Genomic DNA, 19449 nt, shown 5'->3' with positions numbered 1-19449 from the left:
ATTCAATACGCGGGAGCCCGACCGCAGGCTGGGACCTCACTCGGCCGTCGTTCGCTGCTCGTCGCGAAGGTCGGCCCACAATGCTCTGGGGGACTCGATCATGAAGCACATCAGGCGCGCCTTGGGCGCCGCTCTGGCCACCGCGACGGTGGCCGGGCTGTCGCTCGTCGCGCAGCCCGCGTTCGCCGAGGCGGGGCCGTGTCCCGGGACCGACAACCCGGCCACCAGCACCCACGCGCTCTCCGCCGACTGCCAGTTGAGCGCTACCTGGGTGGTCGAGGACGGCTGGAGCATCGACGGGAACGGTCACACGATCACCGCTGACCCGGCAGGGACGTTCGACGGCGGGGCGCTCATCAAGAACGCACCAGGCGTCGGCTCGACGCCGGCCACCATGACCGTCGCGCACCTGACGGTCGACGCGACCGGTGTCACGCAGGCGGCCGGCGTCAACGGGATCACGTTCGACGGGGCGAAGGGACGCCTCAACCAGGTGACGGTCGTGGGGGGCAACCTCGGTACGGCGCCCGACAGCGGTTACGGAGTCGAGATCACCAACACGGTGGGGGCGACGTTCGGCTCACTCGACCAGGTCAAGGTCGACAACGGCTCGGCGATCAGCGGGTACCAAGCGGCCGCAGTCCACGCGACGGACGGCATGCGCTTCACCGTCCTCTCGTCCACGATCGCCGACCCCAACCTCGGCGGTGGGACCGGCGCGGCCGGGATCCTCGTCGACGGGCTGGCGCACGGAGCCATCACCGAGAACCACATCCACCTCACGGACAGCGAGCCTGCCTCGCCGAGCTCGTTCCGCGCCGGGGTGGAGCTGGAGGGGACGCTTCGGGTCGAGGTGAAGCGCAACATCTTCAGCGGCACCGACGCCGACTTCGGCATCAGCGTCGACAATGCCGCTGCCACGCAGAAGACCACCGCCGCAGTCGACTGCAACGTCTTCGCACGCAACGACTCCTCGGCCAGTGACCCCTACGGAGTGGCCGTGGCCCAGTGGACCACCGGCTCGAAGACCAACGTCCAGGTCACCAACGCCACGTTCCAGGGGAACTGGAACGCGACCACCGGGGTCGTCAACGGCACCACGGTCACGGCAGGGGTTCCCAACGTCCACGACGGCCACTGCCCGCCGTCGGGGCCGCTCAACGTGGCGGCCCTCGGTGGTGACGGCCGGAGCAAGGTGACGTGGCAGGCGGCGGCGGCGCCCGAGTGGGCACCGCTGACCGACTACGTCGTCAAGGCGCAGGCGCCCGGCCAGCCCGACGTCTCGGTGACGACCGGCCCGAACGCCACGTCGGCGACGCTCGCGGGCCTGAAGAACAAGGTCTCCTACGTCGTCACCGTGACCGCGGAGAGCAACGGCGGGGCGGCCACCGGCACCACCCGGCTGTCTGCGACCAAGATCGCCTTCACCGCCAAGCCCCGTCTGATCCATCGGGGCGCCACCTCGATGCTGAGCGGCAAGCTCTCGAGCGGAGATCCCCACGCCCGTCTCGGGAAGCGCAAGATCGTCATCTGGGGCAAGCACCTCGGTGGCCGGTGGGCCAAGGTCGGCACGGTCCGCACGACCTCGAAGGGCACCTTCTCCGAGCGCGTCAAGCCGCGGAAGCGGACGACCTACCGGGCCGTGTACGCCGGTCACCCGGACCTCGCGAGCAGTCACCGGACGACGGTCTCGGTGAGGCGCTGACCTGTCCGGACGGGTGGGCCCTCGCCCACCCGTCCGGACGCGCTAGATCCAGTGCGCGAACCAGATCCGCTGGAGCCACTCGGAGTGGGTCAGCAGCCCGTCGGTGTAGATCGGCCAGAACCACGCGAAGTTGACCAGCACCAGCACGACGTACGACCCGGCGATCACCACGCCGACCGTACGACGCGGGGTGGGCGCCGTGGACCGGCCGAGCAGCTTGCCGATCGCCAGGGTCAGGGCCAGCACCAGGAACGGCAGCGTGATCACCGAGTAGAAGCTGAAGATCGGCCGGCCCGCGTAGAGGAACCACGGCAGCCAGGTCGACGCGATGCCGACCACCGCCACCCCGAAGCGCCAGTCCCGGGCCCCCAGCCACATGGCCACGGCGTACAGGGCGGCCAGGATCCCGCCCCACCAGATGGCGGGGGTGCCGAGCAGCAGCACCTGGCGCAGGCAGTCGCTGTCCTGGGGCGCGTTGCAGCCGTCGGTCCCCGGCTTGATCCCGGTCTGGGCGTCGACGCCCACCGGCCGGTTCAGCAGCAGCCAGCCGCGCGGCTGGGAGGCGTAGGTGTGCGTGCAGCCGGTCAGGAAGTGGGTGTGGAAGACGTAGACGTCGCGGTGGTAGTACGCCAGTGACTCGAGCCCCTGCACGAGCCCGGGCAGGCCGTGCTTGACCGGCTGGTCGGCGGTCGGCCAGTGCTTCTTCGGGTCCTCCTTGATGTTCTTGCCGCAGTCCGAGCCGCCCGAGACGTACTGGGTGTACTGCGTGGAGGAGAGGTACTGCACGTACTGGTGGGAGTGCATCAGCCAGCCGGTCCAGGTCGCGATGTAGACGACCAGGGCGACCAGGACGAGGTGGAAGAAGGCCGGTACGCCGTCGACGAGCAGCGCCCGCAGGCCGGGCCAGGAGACCCCGAACGAGCGGCGGGCTCCGGCGCACCAGGCGACCACCAGCAGCCCGAACGCGGCCAGCGGGTAGACCGCCTCCCACTTGCTGCCGCAGGCCAGGCCCCAGCAGATGCCGGAGACCAGCAGCCACGGCCGGAACAGCAGCGCGCGCACCGGTCCCCAGCCGGAGGTGAGCTGGCCGGGCACCAGGTTCGCCATCTTCGCGCGGTACCAGTCGCGGTCGAGGACCAGGCAGTGCACCGCGCACAGCAGGAAGAACGCCACGAAGATGTCGAGCAGGGCCAGCCGCGAGAGCACGAACTCCATGCCGTCGAGGCTGAGCAGCAGACCGGCCACGCAGCCGAGCAGGGTGGAGCCGGTGAGACGTCGTACGAACCGGATCATCACCAGGATCAGCAGGGTCCCGACGATCGCCGGCACGACCCGCCAGCCGAGCGGCGTCATGCCGAAGGTCTTCTCACCGAGCCCGATCAGCCACTTGCCGACCTCGGGGTGGACCACCATCGAGGCGTTGGGCTTCCACAGGTGAGTGGTCTGCCCGGCCAGGATGTGCTTGTTGGCGATGCCGCCGTCGTTGTCGATGTAGTCGCGGGCGTAGCCGAAGTGCCAGAGGGACCAGGCGTCTTTGGCGTAGTAGGTCTCGTCGAACTCGAAGCTGTGGGGGGTGCCCAGCTTCCACAGTCGCAGGAACAGCGAGAGCAGGGTGATCGACAGCGTCGCGGTCCAGCCAACGAACGGGTCCTCGAGGTGGCGCCACCGCCGGGCCCGCTCGGGGGCCAGGGGGATCCGGGCTCCGTCCGCGTCGTGGGCCAGGCCGACCATCTCGCGGTCCGCGGCGGCGGGGGTCGTCACGGATCGAGACTATAAGTGCCTGCGATGATCGGGAGATGACCGAGCGCGCCGATCCGACTGCCGAGCGAACGGGGGTCCTCGTGCTCGCGGCCACCCCGATCGGGCAGGCGGCCGACGCGCCGCCGCGGCTGGTCAGCGAGCTGGCCGGCGCCGACGTCATCGCGGCCGAGGACACCCGCCGGCTCGGCCGCCTCGCAGCGGAGCTCGGCGTCGAGGTCAAGGGTCGGGTGACGTCGTACTTCGACGGCAACGAGGCGGCCCGGACGCCCGGCCTGGTGCAGCGGCTGCTCGCCGGTGACCGCGTGGTGCTGGTCACCGATGCCGGGATGCCGAGCGTGTCGGACCCGGGATACCGGCTGGTCGCCGCGGCGGTCGAGGCCGGGGTGAGCGTGACCGCGGTGCCCGGTCCGTCGGCCGTGCTCACGGCGCTGGCGCTGAGTGGGCTCCCGGTGGACCGCTTCTGCTTCGAGGGCTTCCTGCCGCGCAAGGCCGGTGAGCGCGCCCGCCGGCTGGAGGCGCTCGCCGGCGAGGAGCGGACCCTGGTGTTCTTCGAGGCGCCGCACCGCACCGCGGCGGCGCTCGAGGCGCTGGCGGCCGCGTTCGGGCCGGGCCGGTCGGCTGCCGTGTGCCGGGAGCTGACCAAGACCCACGAGGAGGTACGCCGTGGGCCGCTCGGCGAGCTGGTCACCTGGGCGGCCGACGGCGTCCGCGGCGAGGTGACGATCGTGGTCGCCGGTGCCGGCCCGGTGCCGGTCGCCACCGACACCGGTTCGCTGCGCGACGCGGTGGCCGATCTCGAGCGTTCGGGGGAGTCCCGCAAGGACGCGATCAAGACGGTCGCTGCGCGAGCCGGCCTCCCGAAGCGAGAGGTGTACGACGCGGTCCATGAGATCGGGCACGAGCTCCGGCAGGAGGAGACCCCGTGAGCGAGCCGCTGCGGACCCGCGGCCCCGAGGACGAGCAGGGCCGGCGCCGCGACCGGGAGCGCCCGCCGGCGCCCGAGCCGCTGCCGTCTCCCGTGGTCGACAACCACTGCCACCTCGACATCGCCGACGGCGACTGGCTCGAGACCGCGGAGGCGATTGCGCGGGCGACGGAGGTCGGGGTGGCCCGGATCGTGCAGATCGGGTGCGACCTGCCGGGGGCGCGGTGGGCGGTCGAGGCTGCCCGGGAGCACCCTGCCCTCGTGGCCGGGGTGGCGCTGCATCCCAACGAGGCGCCGCGGCTCGCCGCCGAGGGCCGGCTCGACGAGGCCCTGGCCGAGATCGAGCGGCTCGCGGGAGCCCACGACAAGGTCCGGGCCGTCGGCGAGACCGGGCTCGACCACTTCCGCACCGGGCCTGACGGACGGGCCGCCCAGGTGGAGTCGTTCGCCCGCCACATCGACCTCGCCAGGCGACTGGACAAGACGCTGGTGATCCACGACCGCGACGCCCACGACGAGGTGCTGGAGGTGATCGACGCCGAGGGCGCTCCCGAACGCTGGGTGATGCACTGCTTCTCGGGCAACCCGCGCTTCGCCCAGGCCTGCCTCGACCGTGGTGCCTACCTGTCCTTCGCCGGCACGGTCACCTTCAAGAACGCCCAGCCGTTGCGCGACGCGCTCGCGATCACGCCGCAGGACCGGTTGCTGGTCGAGACCGACGCGCCGTTCCTGACGCCTGCGCCGTACCGCGGCCGCCCCAACGCGTCGTACCTCGTGCCGGTCACCGTGCGGGCGATGGCCGAGGTCCGCCAGACCGATCTGACGACCCTCTGCGACGCCATCGACAGCAACACGGAGGCGGCCTTCGGCGGCACCTGGGGACCGTCTCACTAGCGGTTTTCGGACAGGGAGACGCTGGTCACGTGGGGCGCAGAAGGGCCACCGCGAGTTGGAGAAGGCCCACCGAGGTCGCGTAGGGTCTCGAGACTGTTGGCCGGGATCGGGTTTTGATCACCACCAGCGCTGCAGGTCGTGCGTCGAGAAGGCGTCCTGCGAACGTCGTTCCTGACCGCGCCCGGTCAGCGCACACTCGGAGCGCGTACGACGTTCAGGCGCGGCCCGAGGCCCGGAAAGTACGACGTCTGGAGAGCTGTGCGCCAGAAGCTCGCACGAATCACTGCAAGCAAGTCCGTCCTGATCGGTGCTGTCACCGTCGCCGCGGTCGCCGTCCTCGGCACCACGGTCGGGTACGCCTCGATGGGCCGGTCGATCACCCTGAACATCGACGGTCACGTGGAGCACGTGACCGCCAACGGCAGCACCGTCGGCCAGGTGCTGTCGGCCGAGGGCATCTCCCTGGGCCCGCACGACGAGGTGGCCCCAGCCACCGACCAGCAGGTCACCGACGGCACCACGATCGCGGTCCGCTACGGCAAGCCGCTCGAGCTCGACGTCGACGGCAAGACCTCGACGTACTGGGTCACCGCGACCGATGTGCGCTCCGCGCTCGACGAGATCAACCGAAGCTTCGACCGCGCGCAGCTCTCGGTCAGCCGCGGCGCCGGCCTCACCCGCGACGGCCTGCGGATCACCGTCGCCACCCCCAAGAAGCTCACCGTCGTGATCGGCGGCAAGCGCGCAACGCACCGCACGGTCTCCGCGGTCACCGTCGGGCAGGCGCTCAGGGCGATGCACGTCCGGCTCGGCAAGCACGACATCGTGCATCCGGGGCGGCACCACGTGATCTCCGACGGCGACAAGCTGGTGCTGACCCGGATCCGCGTGGTGCGGCGGCACGTGTCCTCCGAGTCGGTCGCGTACAGCACGGTCACCCACAACGACTCCTCGATGCTCCAGGGGCGCACCACCGTGACCCGCGCCGGCCGCGACGGCCTGCGGGACGTGACCTACAAGATCACCTATCGCAACGGCCGCCTGGTCGCCCGGCGCGTGGTCTCCGCGCAGGTGCTGCGCTCGCCGGTCCCGCAGATCGAGCGCGTCGGCACCAAGACCGCACCGACCCCGACGCCGACCTTCAGCTCGGGCAGCACGGTCTGGGACAAGATCGCGCAGTGCGAGTCGGGTGGGAACTGGGCTGAGAACACCGGCAACGGCTACTACGGCGGCCTCCAGTTCTCGGTCGGGACCTGGCAGGCGTACGGCGGCTCAGGCCTGCCGAGCAGCGCCTCCCGGACGACCCAGATCGCGATCGCCACGAAGGTGCGCAACGCCAGTGGCGGGTACGGCGCCTGGCCGGCCTGCTCGCAGGCGCTCGGCCTGCCCCAATGAGTGACCCTGTGACGCCTCATTAGGCTGACCGCCATGACCTCTGCCGGCTCGAGGATGCTCGGGCCGGCAGAGGTACGTCAGCTGGCCGCGCGCCTCGACGTCCGCCCCACCAAGCAGCGCGGGCAGAACTTCGTGATCGACCCCAACACGGTGCGCCGGATCGTCCGCGAGGCGGGGCTGGGCCCCCACGACGTGGTCGTCGAGGTCGGACCGGGGCTCGGATCGTTGACCCTGGCCCTGCTCGACGAGGTCGACCGGGTCGTCGCGATCGAGATCGACCCGGTCCTGGCCGCCGCGCTGCCCGAGACGCTCGCGACGTACGCCCCCACCCGCGCGGAGCGCTGCCAGGTGGTCCAGGCCGATGCGCTGCGGATCGACGCGGTGCCGGGGCCGCCGCCGACCGCGCTGGTCGCCAACCTGCCCTACAACGTCTCCGTGCCGGTGCTGCTGCACCTCCTGGCGCTGCTGCCCAGCCTCGAACGCGGGCTGGTGATGGTGCAGGCCGAGGTCGCCGACCGACTCGCGGCCGGACCCGGCAGCAAGGTGTACGGCGTACCCAGCGTCAAGGCCGCGTGGTACGCCGACGTCCGCCGGGCCGGTGCGGTCGGACGCAACGTCTTCTGGCCGGCGCCCAACGTCGACTCCGGTCTCGTGGCCTGGACCCGCCGCGAGCCGCCCGCGACCACGGCGACCCGCGAACAGGTGTTCGCGGTCGTCGACGCGGCGTTCGCCCAGCGCCGCAAGGGCCTGCGCGGCGCCCTGCGCCACCTCGCCGGGTCGATCGAGGCCGCGAGCACAGCCCTCGAGTCGGTAGGCGTCGACCCGCTGGCACGCGGCGAGTCGCTGACGGTCGGGCAGTTCGCGCGGATCGCGGAAGCCCTCTCGACACCACGACCCTCCTCGCCTGCCCCGCTCCGCTCCTCCGACGGACAACGCCGCGGGGACACCGCGTGACCGGGCCGCTCACGGTGCGGGCCGCCGCGAAGATCAACCTGCTGCTGGGCGTCGGGGCGCCCCGGCCGGACGGCTTCCACACCCTGGTCACCGTCTACCAGGCCGTGAGCCTCTACGACGACCTCGTCGTCGAGGCGCCGGCCGACCTCAGCGTCGAGACGGAGGTGGCGCACTACATCGACGCCTCGCACCTGCCCGCCGCCGGGGACAACATCGTCGACCGGGCGGCCGCAGCCCTGGCCGCCCACCACGGACGGCCGGCAGGCGCCCAGGTCCGCATCGACAAGTCCATCCCGATCGCGGGTGGCCTGGCCGGCGGGTCGGCCGACGGCGCGGCCGCGCTGGTGGCGCTCGACCGGCTGCACGGCTTCGGCACCTCCGACGACGATCTGCTCGCCCTCGCTGCGGGGCTCGGCAGCGACGTACCGTTCGCGCTGGTCGGCGGCACCGCGCTCGGCGAGGGGCACGGCGAGCTGGTCACCCCGGTGCCGGACACGGGCACGTGGTGGTGGGTCGTGGTGCCGGCCGCCGACGGGATGTCGACGCCGGCGGTCTACCGGCACTACGACGAGCTGTGCCCCGACGCCCCGGCCGTGCCGGACCCGCCCGACCCGCTCCTGGCCGCGCTGGGCTCCGGGGACCCCCGGCAGCTCGCGGCGGCGCTGCACAACGACCTCGAGCAGGCGGCGTTCGACCTGAGGCCCGACCTGGCCGCCCTGGTGACCGAGGGAGTGGCCGCCGGCGCGCTGCGCGGGCTGGTGTCGGGGTCGGGGCCGACCTGTGTGTTCCTCTGCGAGTCGGCCGAGCACGCCCGGAGCGTGGCCGGCACGCTGCGAACGGCCCGCGACGAGCGCGTCGTACTCGTCGCGCACGGACCCGTCGCCGGTGCCCACGTGGTCGACGCATGAGCAACCTGGTCAACCTGGAGCGGGTCTCCAAGGCGTACGGCGTGCGGCCGCTGCTCACCGACGTCTCGCTGGGCATCTCGGTGGGGGAGCGGGTCGGGATCGTCGGCCGCAACGGCGACGGCAAGACCACGCTCCTGCAGATCATGACCGGGCAGGAGCCGCCCGACAGCGGCCGGGTCTCGGCGAGCCGCGGGCTGGCGATCGGCTACCTGCACCAGGGCGACACGCTGGACGACACCCACTCGGTGCGCGACGCCGTACTCGCCGGGCGGCCAGACCACGCCTGGGCCGCCGATCCGCGGACCCGGGAGATCGTCACCGAGCTGCTCGCCGGCATCGAGCTCGACCGGGCGGTGGTCGGCCTGTCCGGGGGCGAGCGCCGGCGCTGCGCGCTGGCCGAGCTGCTGCTGCACGAGCACGACCTCGTCGTCCTGGACGAGCCGACCAACCACCTCGACGTGGAGGCCGTGGCGTGGCTCGCCAGCCACGTGGCGTCGCTGCCCTCGGCGCTGGCCGTGGTGACCCACGACCGGTGGTTCCTGGACGCGGTGTGCGAGCAGACCTGGGAGGTCCACGACGGGGTCGTGGACGCCTACGAGGGCGGCTACGCGGCGTTCGTGCTGGCCAAGGCCGAGCGGCAGCGGCAGGCGTCGGCCAGCGAGACCCGACGGCGCAACCTGGTCCGCAAGGAGCTCGCGTGGCTGCGGCGCGGACCCCCGGCCCGGACCGCCAAGCCCAAGTTCCGCATCGAGGCCGCGTCGGCGCTGATCGACGACGAGCCGCCGGCCCGCGACCGGCTCGAGCTCCAGCGGTTCGCCACGGCGCGGCTGGGCAAGGACGTGCTCGACGTCGAGGACGTCGACCTGACCCGCGGTGACCGGACCCTGCTCTCGCACGCGACGTGGCGGCTCGGCCCGGGCGACCGGGTCGGGATCGTCGGCGTCAACGGCGCGGGGAAGTCGTCGGTGCTGGCGCTGCTGGACGGCTCGCTCGCGCCGACGGCGGGTCGGGTGAAGCGCGGCCGGACCGTCGTACTCCAGCACCTGACGCAGGCCCTCGACGACCTCGACCCCGCCGCCCGCGTGCTCGAGAGCGTGGAGTCGATCAGGCGGGTGGCGCAGACGACGACAGGCGAGGTGAGCGCGTCGTCGCTGCTGGAGCGGTTCGGCTTCACCGGCGACCGGCTGACCGCCCGGCTCGGTGACCTCTCGGGCGGCGAGCGGCGGCGCTTCCAGCTGCTGCGGCTGCTGCTCACCGAGCCCAATGTGCTGCTCCTCGACGAGCCGACCAACGATCTCGACATCGACACCCTCAACGTGCTCGAGGACTTCCTCGACGACTGGCCGGGCACGTTGGTCGTGGTCTCCCACGACCGCTACTTCCTCGAGCGGGTCACCGACACCGTCCACGCGCTGCTCGACGACGGGAAGATCTCGATGCTCCCCCGCGGCGTCGACGAGTACCTCACCCGCCGAGCCGGCGCACACAGGCAGTCAAACCCCGCCGAGTCGGCGCAAAGAGACACTCAGGATGCGCCGAGTCGTCACGAAATGGCACGGGACGAGGGTCGGGCGAAGGCGCGGCCGGGCAGCGCCGAGGAGCGCGAGGCGCGCAAGGTCCTGGTCCGGGTCGAGCGGCAGCTGGCACAGGTGGCGCGTCGCGAGGCCTCGCTGAACGACGAGGTGCTCGTGCACGCCAGCGACCACGAGCGGCTGGCCGCGCTCTCCCGGGCGCTGAGCGAGGCGGCGGCCGAGCGTGAGGCACTGGAGCTGGAGTGGCTCGAGGCCGCCGAGCTCGTCGAGTAGCGCCGGGTCGGCGTCGTACCCCTTCCAGTGTGCGCCGGGTCGGCGCATCCTGAGTGTCTCTTTGCGCCGACTCAGCGTGTTTGCGCTGCCTGTTTGCGCCGACTCAGCGTGTGTGTGCTGCCTGTTTGCGCCGAGTCAGCGGGTGGGGGAGTCGGGGTTCGGGTCGGCGTACGGCGCGAGCAGCGCGCGGAGGAGAGAGGCCAGCTTCTTGCGCTCACGTTCGGGCAGGACGTCGAGGAGCTCGCGCTCGGCGTCCACGAGCGCGGTGAAGGCGCCGTCGACGGCGGTCTTCCCCTCGACGGTCAGCCGCACGATCACCCCGCGCCGGTCGTCGGGGTCGGGATAGCGCTCGACCAGCCCCCGCGCGCTGAGGCGGTCGACCCGGTTGGTCATCGTCCCGCTGGTCACCAGGGTCTCCCGGAGGAGGCGCCCCGGCGACAGCTCGTACGGCGGACCCGCGCGGCGCAGCGCGGCGAGCACGTCGAACTCCCACTGCTCGATCCCGTGCGCGGCGAACGCGTCGCGACGGGCCAGCTCGAGGTGCCGGGCGAGCCGGGTGACCCGGCTGAACACCGCCACGGGGGCCAGGTCGAGGTCACCGCGCTCCCGGCCCCAGGCCTCGAGCAGGGTGTCCACGTCGTCGCGCATGCCCCCATGCTAAGCCCCTCGAGAATCTTGACATCAAGAGGAGTGACAGAGCAGACTAAGTATCTCGACATCAAGACATTCTCGAGGAGCATCGTGCCGCACACCTGGGATCCCGAGCGTTACCTCACCTACGCCGACGAGCGCGGCCGCCCCTTCCTCGAGCTGGTCTCGCGGATCGCGACCGACCGGCCGACCGAGGTCGTCGACCTGGGCTGCGGGCCCGGGAACCTGACGGCCCTCCTCCGGGCCCGCTGGCCCAACGCGCACGTGCGCGGCCTCGACTCGAGCCCGGAGATGATCGACACCGCCCGGGCGTCCGTCCCCGGCATCGACGTCGAGGTCGCCGACCTGCGCACCTGGGCGGCCGGCGACGAGACCGCCGACGTGGTGGTGTCCAACGCGACGCTGCAGTGGGTCCCGGGCCACCTCGAGCTCCTGCCCGCGCTGGCCGGCCGGGTGCGGCCGGGCGGCTGGCTCGCGTTCCAGGTGCCGGGCAACTTCGACGAGCCCAGTCACACGATCCGGACCGAGCTCGCCGCCGAGGCGCCGTACGACGCCCACACCCGCGACGTCGACGTGCCGAGCAGCAGCGACCCGGTGGTCTATCTCGAGGCCCTGACCGCGCTGGGCGTGGAGGTCGACGCCTGGGAGACGACGTACCTCCACGTGCTGACCGGCCCCGATCCCGTCTTCACCTGGGTCTCGGGCACCGGCGCGCGGCCCACCCTGCAGGCCCTGCCCCACGATCTGAGGCCGGCCTTCGAGGCGGAGTTCAAGCGTCGCCTGCGGACCGCCTACCCCGAGCGGGGCGGCCGGGTGGTGCTGCCCTTCCGCCGGATCTTCGTGGTGGGGCGGGTCGCGTGATCGCCCTCCACCACGTCCAGGTCGCCTGCCCGAGAGGTGGCGAGGACGCCGCGCGCCGCTTCTACGGCGACGCTCTCGGTCTGACCGAGGTCGCCAAGCCGGCCGGCCTCCGAGGTCGTGGCGGCGCCTGGTTCCGGGGGTACGACGGGCACGGCGCGGTGAGCGCGGAGCTCCATGTCGGCGTCGAGGACCCGTTCCTGAAGGCGCGCAAGGCGCACCCGGCCTTCGTGGTGGGCGACCTCGGCGCCGTGGCGGATGCCCTGGTGGAGGCCGGCTTCGATCTCGACCTCAGCGAGTCGCCGAGCTTCGAGGGCTACCGCCGCTTCCATGTCCTCGACCCGCACGGCAACCGGGTCGAGGTGCTGCAGCCGCTCGGCTAGCGCCCGAGGACGCGGGCGAACCAGCCGCCGCCTCCCGCGGCCGCTCGTTCCTCGGGGGTGTGCCGTCCGCCGCACCACTCGGCGGCGGGCACGGTCGCCTTGACCTGCGCGACGTGCCGGCCGCAGCCGGACCAGGTGGTGTGGCCGCAGACGCGGCAGCGAACGGGGCGACACATGGCGGGCTCCTTCGTCTGGATACGGCGTCGGGTATCCCTGATGCACTCAAGATAACACCCCAGGGGGTATGCTGGCGCGCAGGGTCGGCGTCGCTGCCGGCTCGACCTTCGAGAGGGGCGACCATGGAACTGCCAGCCGACGAGATGGTCCCGGTGATCAACCGGATCAAGCGCGCCCGTGGACAGCTGGACGGCATCCTTCGGATGCTCGAGGACGGTCGCTCCTGCGAGGACGTCGTGACCCAGCTGGCTGCGGTCAGCAAGGCGCTCGACCGGGCCGGCTTCGCGGTGATCGCCTCGGGCCTGCGGCAGTGCGTGACCGCCGAGAGCGACGGTGGCGAGGCGCTGGACCTCCAGCGGATGGAGCGGCTCTTCCTCTCCCTCGCCTGACCCGCGGCACGCGGTCACCGGCTAGCGTTGCTCGACGTGACCTCAGCCTCGGAGACGATCCGCGCCCTGCTCGACCTCCGCTCGTGGGTGGCTCTCGACCTGGACGCGGACGGCCGCGTGCTGGCCGGCCACGACGACCTGGGCAGCATGCAGCTGGTCGAGATCGGGGCCGACGGGACGCCCACGCCGCTCACCGACCTCCCGTCGCCCTGTCGCGGCCGCTATGTGCCCGGCCGGCGCCAGGTCGTGGTCGAGCACGACGAGGGGGGCGACGAGAACTACCAACTGTCGCTGCTCGACCTCACCGACCCGCCCGCGCGCCCGGTCGGCCCCGACCGGCTGGTCCCGCTCGTCCGCGACCCCGATCGCCTGCACGTGCTGCTCGACGTCACCGGTGACGACGTCGTGTACTGCACCAACCGTCGCAACGGCGTCGACATGGACGTCGTGCTCCGCAGCCTCGACTCCGGCGAGGAGCGGGTGGCCTACGACGGCGGGGGGTACGTCGTCCAGACGTCGGTCTCCCACGACACCACGTCGGTGGCGGTGACCACGCTCAGCCTCCGGCCGAGCTCGACGACGGTCGCGGTCGCATCCGGCGGCACGGCGCAGGTGGTGACCGACCCGGACGAGCTCGCCGAGCACGACGTCGCCGGCTGGACCGCCGACGACGCGGCCCTCGTGATGTCCTCCGACCACGAGCGCGACCACCACGCCGTGGTGTCGCTGGCCCGCGACGGAGGCACCTGGTCGACCCTGGTCGCGGCCGACGACCACGACCTGCGCGTCTGGCTCTCGCCGGACGGTACGGCGTTCGTGGTCGGACACCACGTCGACGGGCTCGACACGTTCGCCGTGCACGAGGCGGACGGCCGGCACCGCGTCGACGTGGTCGCGCCACCGTCCGCCCCGGAGTCGGTGGTCTGGGCCCCTGACTCGTCGGCCTTCGCGATCACCGCGAAGACACCCACCGACCCCGGCTCGATCCTCCGCGTCGACGCCCGCACCGGCCTGGTCACCATCGTGGTCGACGGGCGGGACGCCGTACCCCCCGAGCTGCGCGACCGACTGGTCACCCCGACCGTGCACCGCATCCCCGCGCCCGACGGCGAGCAGATCCCCTGCTTCCGCTACGCGTCCACGACCGGCGCGTCCGTGGTGCACGTCCACGGCGGGCCCGAGGGCGAGGCGACCCGGCTGTTCTCGCCGGTCCTGCAGGCGCTCGCGCTGTCCGGGTTCGACGTCCTGGTGCCCAACGTGCGCGGCTCGTCGGGCTACGGCAAGCGGTGGGTCTCCCTCGACGACGTGGAGCTCCGGCTCGACTCCGTCGCCGACCTCGGCGCGATCCACGACTGGCTGCCCACCGTCGGCCTGGACCCGGCGCGCTCGTCGTTGTGGGGCGGCTCGTACGGCGGCTACATGGTGCTCGCCGGCGTCTCGATGCAGCCGGACCGCTGGGCCGCGGGGGTCGACATCGTCGGGATGTCGTCCCTGGTGACCTTCCTGGAGAACACCTCCGACTACCGCCGCGCGATCCGCGAGCGGGAGTACGGCACCCTCGCCGACGACCGCGCGTTCCTCGAGAAGGCCTCGCCGATCACCTACCTCGACGACATCATCGCGCCGCTGTTCGTCATCCACGGTGGCAACGACCCCCGGGTGCCGCTCTCCGAGGCGCAGCAGATCAAGGCGGCCCTCGACGGCAAGGGCATCCACTGCGAGCTCCGGGTGTACGACGACGAGGGACACGGGCTCGCCAAGCGGGCCAACCGGCTCGACGCCTACCCGGCCGCGATCGACTTCCTCCGGCACCAGCTCGGCACCGCCTGAGCACCGCCGGGCCGGCGGAATATCGAGCTGCTCGGGCGCCTTCCACCTGGGACGGCACAGCACACGACGGGTAACCCGAGGAGAGAGCACAGCATGGCCACCACCACCCTGACCGAGCAGGACTTCGAGAAGGTCGTGACCCAGGACGGCATCGTCCTGGTCGACTTCTGGGCGTCGTGGTGCGGCCCGTGCCGGATGTTCGCGCCGATCTACGAGAAGGCGTCGGAGACCAACGACGACATCACCTTCGCCAGCGTGAACACCGAGGAGGAGCAGGGCCTGGCCGGCGCGCTCCAGATCTCCTCGATCCCCACCCTGATGGCCTTCCGCGACGGCATCATGGTCTTCCGGCAGGCCGGTGCGCTGCCCGAGCCCGCCCTGGCCCAGCTGGTCGACGCCGTGCGCGGTCTCGACATGGACGACGTACGCCGTCAGGTCGCGGAGGCCGAGCAGCAGCAGGCCTGACCGGAGGGGTTTTCCTCCGGATCCGGTTACCGGACGGTAACCTCGGGCATGTCTGACGTGCTGAGCCTCTGGAAGTGGTCCGGACGACTTCCAGCCGGGCGTCGGGTCTTCTCGACGATGTTCGCCCGAAGAGCGCCGTACTTCGCGACGGTCCGACCGCGGTTCACCGTGGTCCGGCCCGACCACGTGGAGCTGGTGGTGCGCGATCGCAAGCGCGTCCACAACCACATCGGCACGGTGCACGCGATCGCGCTCTGCAACGGGCTCGAGGCGGCGATGGGGGCGCTGGCGGAGGCCAGCATCCCGCCCGGCAAGCGGTGGATCCCCAAGGGGATGGAGGTCACCTACACCGCCAAGGCGAGCTCCGACATCACCTGCATCGCCGAGACCGACCCGCTGGTGTGGGCCGGGGGCGACCCCGACGTGCCGGTCCGGGTGCGCGGGGTGCGCGACGACGGGACCGTGGTCGTCGAGGGCGTGATCTCGCTCTGGGTGACCGAGCGGCCTCCGGCCGCCGGCTGACCGGTCTCGACTCCGCTCGACCACCGATCAGGCGGCGGCCGCCGGCTGACCGGTCTCGACTCCGCTCGACCACCGATCAGGCGTCAGGCGGTGAAGATCGGGTTGGTCAGCGCCACCATGGGCGCGGCCGTCTGCGAGGTCGTCGGGTCGACCGGGAGCGTGGCGGGGCGGCGTACCTCGGCCCGGACGAACCCGCCGGCGGCGTCGGCGGTCACCGTCAGCTGCCCGCTGCCGTCGGCCACGGCTCCGGCGATCACGCCGGTGGGCCCGATCAGCTGGCCGACACAGCCCGGTACGCCGCTCACGTCGAGCCGGCAGGCGAGCTGCTCCCCGCCGACCAGAGTGACCGTGTCGCCCGACTCGCCGGTGTTGGTCAGCGTGACGCTGCCGTGGCCCTCGAAGGACAGCCCGATCTCGGACGACTCCGCGACCCAGCAGTGGCCGCCGCGCAGGGCGTCGAGGATGGCGGCCGTGGACAACGACTCGGCCCGGTAGACCGTCTGCGGCAGACCGACCACCTGACCGCTGTGGTGCGAGTCGGAGTTGCCGACGGCGGGAGTGAAGCGGCCGCCGACGAGGGCCGCGTGCCAGGCGTCCACGGCGCGCTGGTTGAACACCCCCCAGGGGCCGTTCCAGACCTCGACCGCGTCCATCTGGCGGTACGACGGGTCGAAGTCCCAGCGGGTACCGGCGACCGGGACGAACGGGTGGGCCGCGACGGCCACCCCACCGCGGCTGTGGGTCAGGTCGGTGAAGCGACCCAGCTCGTGGTCCTGCTTGCGGTAGCGCCAGTCCACCCAGGTGCCGGGCGTCGTCCCCGTGGCCAGCCAGTGCCCGTTGCGCGTGGTGACCTCCTCGCCGCTGATCACCAGGAAGTCGTCGGGGACGTGGCGGCCGAAGACCCGTGTCGCAGCGTTGGTGTTGTGGTCCGAGGTGCCCATGAAGTCGAGCCCGTTGGCCTGCGCCTGGGCGACCAGCTCCGAGGGCGTCCACTGCCCGTCGGAGTGGACCGAGTGCAGGTGGAGGTCGCCGCGGTACCACCCGGGGCCGGTGCCCGCCACGGTGCTGGGCGCATGGTCGGCCACGAAGGCCGGCTGCACGGGGTCGCCGTGCAGCAGGGTGACCCGCACCTTCCACGGCGTACCGGGCGGGACGATCAGGAACGGGCCGAGGATCACGTGCCAGCGACCGTGGGTGAGGGGTCCGGCCAGGTAGCCCGGCGTGGCCCAGTGGTGGTTGACCCGGATCCGGCGCCGGGCGCCACCCGACCAGCCACGAAAGCCGGCGGCGTTGCCGAGACCTCGGCCCGAGGGGTCGAAGAGCCCGATGTCCACGACGTTGGTGCTGTAGCCGAGTCCGGTGTCGTGCGGGGTGAAGTCGTAGTGCACCCGCAGCTCGCGCACGCCCCGGGGCATCGTGAACGGCAAGTAGTGCCAGTCGCGGGTGTCGGCGCGGTCGAACCTGCCGTGGAAGTACTGGGTCGTGGTGGTGCCCGCCGCGGCGGCCGGGAAGTCGAGCAGCGCGTCGCTGGTCACCAGGCCCGCGCCCAGCCCGGCCCCTCCGAGCAGCAGGGACCGGCGGTGCAGGGCGCGGGGTGTCTGGTCATCGGTCATGGTGACTACAGCCTGCCGTACTGTGGGCCGGTCATGAGCTCTGCAACGCACCCCTCCCCCCGGACCTACGAGGTCCGCACCTACGGGTGCCAGATGAACGTCCACGACTCCGAGCGCCTGACCGGGCTGCTCGAGGAGGCGGGCTACGTCGCGGCTCCCGACGGGTTCCAGGCCGACGTGGTCGTCTTCAACACCTGCGCGGTGCGCGAGAACGCCGACAACAAGCTCTACGGCAACCTCGGCCACCTCGCACCGGTCAAGGCCAGGACCCCGGGCATGCAGATCGCCGTCGGCGGCTGCCTGGCCCAGAAGGACCGCGCCACGATCACGCAGAAGGCACCGTGGGTCGACGTCGTCTTCGGCACCCACAACATCGGCTCGCTGCCGGCGCTGCTCGAGCGGGCGCGGGTGCAGGAGGAGGCCCAGGTCGAGATCCTCGAGTCGCTCGAGGTGTTCCCGTCCACGCTCCCGACCCGGCGCGAGTCGGCGTACGCCGCGTGGGTCAGCGTGAGCGTGGGCTGCAACAACACCTGCACGTTCTGCATCGTCCCGAGCCTGCGCGGCTCGGAGAAGGACCGCCGGCCCGGCGACATCCTCGCCGAGATCCGGGCCCTGGTGGGCGAGGGCGTCAGCGAGGTCACCCTGCTCGGGCAGAACGTCAATGCGTACGGCGTGGAGTTCGGCGACCGGCAGGCGTTCTCGAAGCTGCTCCGGGCCTGTGGCGAGGTCGAGGGGCTGGAGCGGGTGCGGTTCACCTCGCCGCACCCCGCGGAGTTCCGCGACGACGTGATCGCCGCGATGGCCGAGACCCCCAACGTGATGCCGCAGCTGCACATGCCGCTGCAGAGCGGCTCCGACCAGGTGCTGCGCGCGATGCGGCGCTCCTACCGCCGCGAGAAGTACCTCGGGATCATCGACCGGGTCCGGGCCGCGATGCCCGACGCCGCGATCACCACCGACATCATCGTCGGCTTCCCGGGCGAGACCGAGGCCGACTTCGTGCAGACCCTCGAGGTGGTCCGCGAGGCGCGCTTCGCCGCGGCGTTCACCTTCCAGTACTCCATCCGGCCCGGGACCCCGGCCGCGACCATGCCCGACCAGGTCCCGCCGGACGTGGTGCGGGAGCGCTACGAGCGGCTGGTGGAGGTGGTCAACGACGTGGCCTGGGCGGAGAACCTCACCCAGGTCGGCCGGCGGCTCGAGCTGATGGTCGCCGAGGGCGAGGGACGCAAGGACGCCGCCACCCACCGGCTCAGCGGTCGGGCCCGCGACAACCGCCTGGTCCACTTCGCCGACGCCCGGTGGTCGAGCGACCTCGAGACCACGAGGCAGATCCGCCCCGGCGACATGGTCGAGGTCGAGGTCACCTACGCCGCACCGCACCACCTGGTCGCCGACGGGCCGGTGCTCGCCGTACGTCGTACCCGCTCCGGCGACGCCTGGGAGGCCCGCACGGCGGCGCCCACCGTCACCAGCAGCGCGGTCGGCCTCGGCATGCCCACGGTCGGCGCCCGCGCCTGACCCAGCGGTGACCTGGGACCGGTTTCGGCTCTCCGAACCGGTCCTGACTCACCGCCGGGAGCTCCCTGCCTCGCCGAGCGGTGACCTGCGACCGGTTACTGCTCTCCGAACCGGTCCCGACTCACCGCCGGGTCAGGCGCTGCGGGGGTCCGTCGACGAGTAGCCCGAGACCGGCGGGCCGGTCTCCGAGTTGGGCTCCGGGTTGCCGGGCGCCTGCTCGGGAGGGTTGTCCTCGTCGTCGATCTCGGGCGCGCCCGAGGTACCGGGAACGCGGGTGTCGCGCTCGCCGTCGGTCGACTCCTGGCCGGGACCGGTGGGGCCGACGCGCTCGCTGCTGACCCCCATGCCTCCGGCCGCGCGTTCGGGGCCGGCTGCGTTCGGGTTGGAGTCCTTCAGCTCGGTCTCCTGGGCGTGGCCGCCGTCGGCGCCGTCCTCGGGTCGGTCGCTCATGCCGGTGCCTCCCGCTCGGGCTCGCTGGCACCGTCCGTGCTGGCGCCGTCCTCGGTCGGCTCGGGCTCGGTGAGCTCGTCGGGCACCTCGTCCTTCGACGCGGTGTTGCCCACCCGAGTCAGGTCCGGCACCACCGGGGTGGTGTCGAACTGCGTGTCCTCGACCGCGTCGACCCCGCCCGGAGGCGGCTCGGCGGGCTCGGTCGTAGGCGTCGGCTGCTCTCCCAAGTCGATCATTCCCTTC

At 72.3% G+C, this 19449-nt stretch carries 20 protein-coding genes; 14 read left to right on the top strand and 6 right to left on the bottom strand.

Annotated features, from left to right (window positions below; genetic code table 11):
- Positions 1-100: 100 nt before the first annotated feature.
- The gene (locus E3N83_RS11835) at positions 101-1705 is read left to right on the top strand and encodes a right-handed parallel beta-helix repeat-containing protein (protein WP_151083448.1); all 1605 of its coding nucleotides are present in this window, start codon (positions 101-103) and stop codon (positions 1703-1705) included.
- Positions 1706-1747: 42 nt separating this feature from the next.
- On the opposite strand, the gene E3N83_RS11830 is transcribed toward E3N83_RS11835, so the two are convergent.
- Entirely contained in the window at positions 1748-3466 is a 1719-nt protein-coding gene (locus E3N83_RS11830; RefSeq protein WP_238342875.1) for a dolichyl-phosphate-mannose--protein mannosyltransferase, read from the bottom strand.
- 35 nt (positions 3467-3501) lie between these two features.
- On the opposite strand from E3N83_RS11830, the gene rsmI reads away from it, so the two are divergent.
- From rsmI to E3N83_RS11800, 6 genes are all read left to right on the top strand, one after another.
- Positions 3502-4392 carry a 16S rRNA (cytidine(1402)-2'-O)-methyltransferase gene (gene rsmI / locus E3N83_RS11825; protein WP_151083447.1) on the top strand — a complete coding sequence of 297 codons (891 nt, stop codon included), beginning with the start codon at positions 3502-3504 and terminating at the stop codon, positions 4390-4392.
- 8 nt (positions 4393-4400) lie between these two features.
- Entirely contained in the window at positions 4401-5285 is an 885-nt protein-coding gene (locus tag E3N83_RS11820) for a TatD family hydrolase (protein WP_202879421.1), read from the top strand.
- A gap of 258 nt (positions 5286-5543) precedes the next feature.
- Positions 5544-6680, top strand: a complete 1137-nt coding sequence (locus tag E3N83_RS20240) for a resuscitation-promoting factor (RefSeq protein WP_272950254.1) — start codon at positions 5544-5546, stop codon at positions 6678-6680.
- 33 nt (positions 6681-6713) lie between these two features.
- Positions 6714-7634 carry a 16S rRNA (adenine(1518)-N(6)/adenine(1519)-N(6))-dimethyltransferase RsmA gene (gene rsmA, locus E3N83_RS11810; protein WP_151083445.1) on the top strand — a complete coding sequence of 307 codons (921 nt, stop codon included), beginning with the start codon at positions 6714-6716 and terminating at the stop codon, positions 7632-7634.
- The gene (locus E3N83_RS11805) at positions 7631-8542 is read left to right on the top strand and encodes a 4-(cytidine 5'-diphospho)-2-C-methyl-D-erythritol kinase (protein WP_151083444.1); all 912 of its coding nucleotides are present in this window, start codon (positions 7631-7633) and stop codon (positions 8540-8542) included. The genes rsmA and E3N83_RS11805 overlap by 4 nt, the downstream gene beginning before the upstream one ends.
- A complete protein-coding gene (locus E3N83_RS11800) occupies positions 8539-10347 on the top strand; it encodes an ABC-F family ATP-binding cassette domain-containing protein (protein ID WP_151083443.1) in 1809 nt (602 codons plus the stop codon). The genes E3N83_RS11805 and E3N83_RS11800 overlap by 4 nt, the downstream gene beginning before the upstream one ends.
- A 135-nt stretch (positions 10348-10482) precedes the next feature.
- Here the strand turns inward: E3N83_RS11800 and E3N83_RS11795 are convergent, their stop codons facing one another.
- On the bottom strand, positions 10483-10995 hold the full coding sequence (locus tag E3N83_RS11795; protein WP_151083442.1) for a MarR family winged helix-turn-helix transcriptional regulator: 513 nt from the start codon (positions 10993-10995) through the stop codon (positions 10483-10485).
- 93 nt (positions 10996-11088) lie between these two features.
- Between E3N83_RS11795 and E3N83_RS11790 the strand changes: the two genes are divergently transcribed.
- Entirely contained in the window at positions 11089-11859 is a 771-nt protein-coding gene (locus E3N83_RS11790; protein ID WP_151083441.1) for a methyltransferase domain-containing protein, read from the top strand.
- Complete coding sequence (locus E3N83_RS11785; RefSeq protein WP_238342874.1) at positions 11856-12239, top strand: VOC family protein; 384 nt, start codon at positions 11856-11858, stop codon at positions 12237-12239. Before E3N83_RS11790 ends, E3N83_RS11785 begins: the two co-directional genes overlap by 4 nt.
- Here the strand turns inward: E3N83_RS11785 and E3N83_RS11780 are convergent.
- A complete protein-coding gene (locus tag E3N83_RS11780; protein ID WP_151083440.1) occupies positions 12236-12415 on the bottom strand; it encodes a hypothetical protein in 180 nt (59 codons plus the stop codon). The two genes, E3N83_RS11785 and E3N83_RS11780, sit on opposite strands and share 4 nt — an antisense overlap.
- A 123-nt stretch (positions 12416-12538) precedes the next feature.
- Here E3N83_RS11780 and E3N83_RS11775 point away from each other — a divergent pair, with 123 nt between their 5' ends.
- Genes E3N83_RS11775 through E3N83_RS11760 form a run of 4 tightly spaced genes read left to right on the top strand, consistent with a single transcriptional unit; the run spans position 12539 to position 15622 of the window.
- Positions 12539-12805: a metal-sensitive transcriptional regulator gene (locus E3N83_RS11775; RefSeq protein ID WP_151083439.1), complete on the top strand. Its 267-nt coding sequence runs from the start codon at positions 12539-12541 to the stop codon at positions 12803-12805.
- Between the two features lie 36 nt (positions 12806-12841).
- On the top strand, positions 12842-14635 hold the full coding sequence (locus E3N83_RS11770) for a S9 family peptidase (protein ID WP_238342873.1): 1794 nt from the start codon (positions 12842-12844) through the stop codon (positions 14633-14635).
- 21 nt (positions 14636-14656) lie between these two features.
- A complete protein-coding gene (gene trxA, locus E3N83_RS11765; protein WP_475442193.1) occupies positions 14657-15100 on the top strand; it encodes a thioredoxin in 444 nt (147 codons plus the stop codon).
- A gap of 48 nt (positions 15101-15148) precedes the next feature.
- Positions 15149-15622 carry a hotdog fold domain-containing protein gene (locus E3N83_RS11760; RefSeq protein ID WP_151083437.1) on the top strand — a complete coding sequence of 158 codons (474 nt, stop codon included), beginning with the start codon at positions 15149-15151 and terminating at the stop codon, positions 15620-15622.
- Positions 15623-15705: 83 nt separating this feature from the next.
- On the opposite strand, the gene E3N83_RS11755 is transcribed toward E3N83_RS11760, so the two are convergent.
- Positions 15706-17235, bottom strand: coding sequence for a CehA/McbA family metallohydrolase (locus E3N83_RS11755; RefSeq protein WP_151083436.1), 1530 nt, complete (start codon positions 17233-17235; stop codon positions 15706-15708).
- A gap of 33 nt (positions 17236-17268) precedes the next feature.
- Between E3N83_RS11755 and miaB the strand changes: the two genes are divergently transcribed.
- The gene (gene miaB, locus E3N83_RS11750) at positions 17269-18756 is read left to right on the top strand and encodes a tRNA (N6-isopentenyl adenosine(37)-C2)-methylthiotransferase MiaB (protein WP_151083435.1); all 1488 of its coding nucleotides are present in this window, start codon (positions 17269-17271) and stop codon (positions 18754-18756) included.
- A 132-nt stretch (positions 18757-18888) separates the two neighbouring features.
- Here the strand turns inward: miaB and E3N83_RS11745 are convergent, their stop codons facing one another.
- Together E3N83_RS11745 and E3N83_RS11740 are read right to left on the bottom strand one after the other, a co-directional pair.
- On the bottom strand, positions 18889-19206 hold the full coding sequence (locus E3N83_RS11745; protein WP_151083434.1) for a hypothetical protein: 318 nt from the start codon (positions 19204-19206) through the stop codon (positions 18889-18891).
- On the bottom strand, positions 19203-19442 hold the full coding sequence (locus E3N83_RS11740; RefSeq protein WP_151083433.1) for a hypothetical protein: 240 nt from the start codon (positions 19440-19442) through the stop codon (positions 19203-19205). Before E3N83_RS11740 ends, E3N83_RS11745 begins: the two co-directional genes overlap by 4 nt.
- Between the last annotated feature and the right edge of the window lie 7 nt (positions 19443-19449).

Source organism: Nocardioides cynanchi, assembly GCF_008761635.1.
Classification (GTDB): Bacteria; Actinomycetota; Actinomycetes; order Propionibacteriales; family Nocardioidaceae; genus Nocardioides; species Nocardioides cynanchi.
Note: the sequence above shows the minus strand (reverse complement) of the source record. Positions and strands in the feature narration are given on the sequence as shown.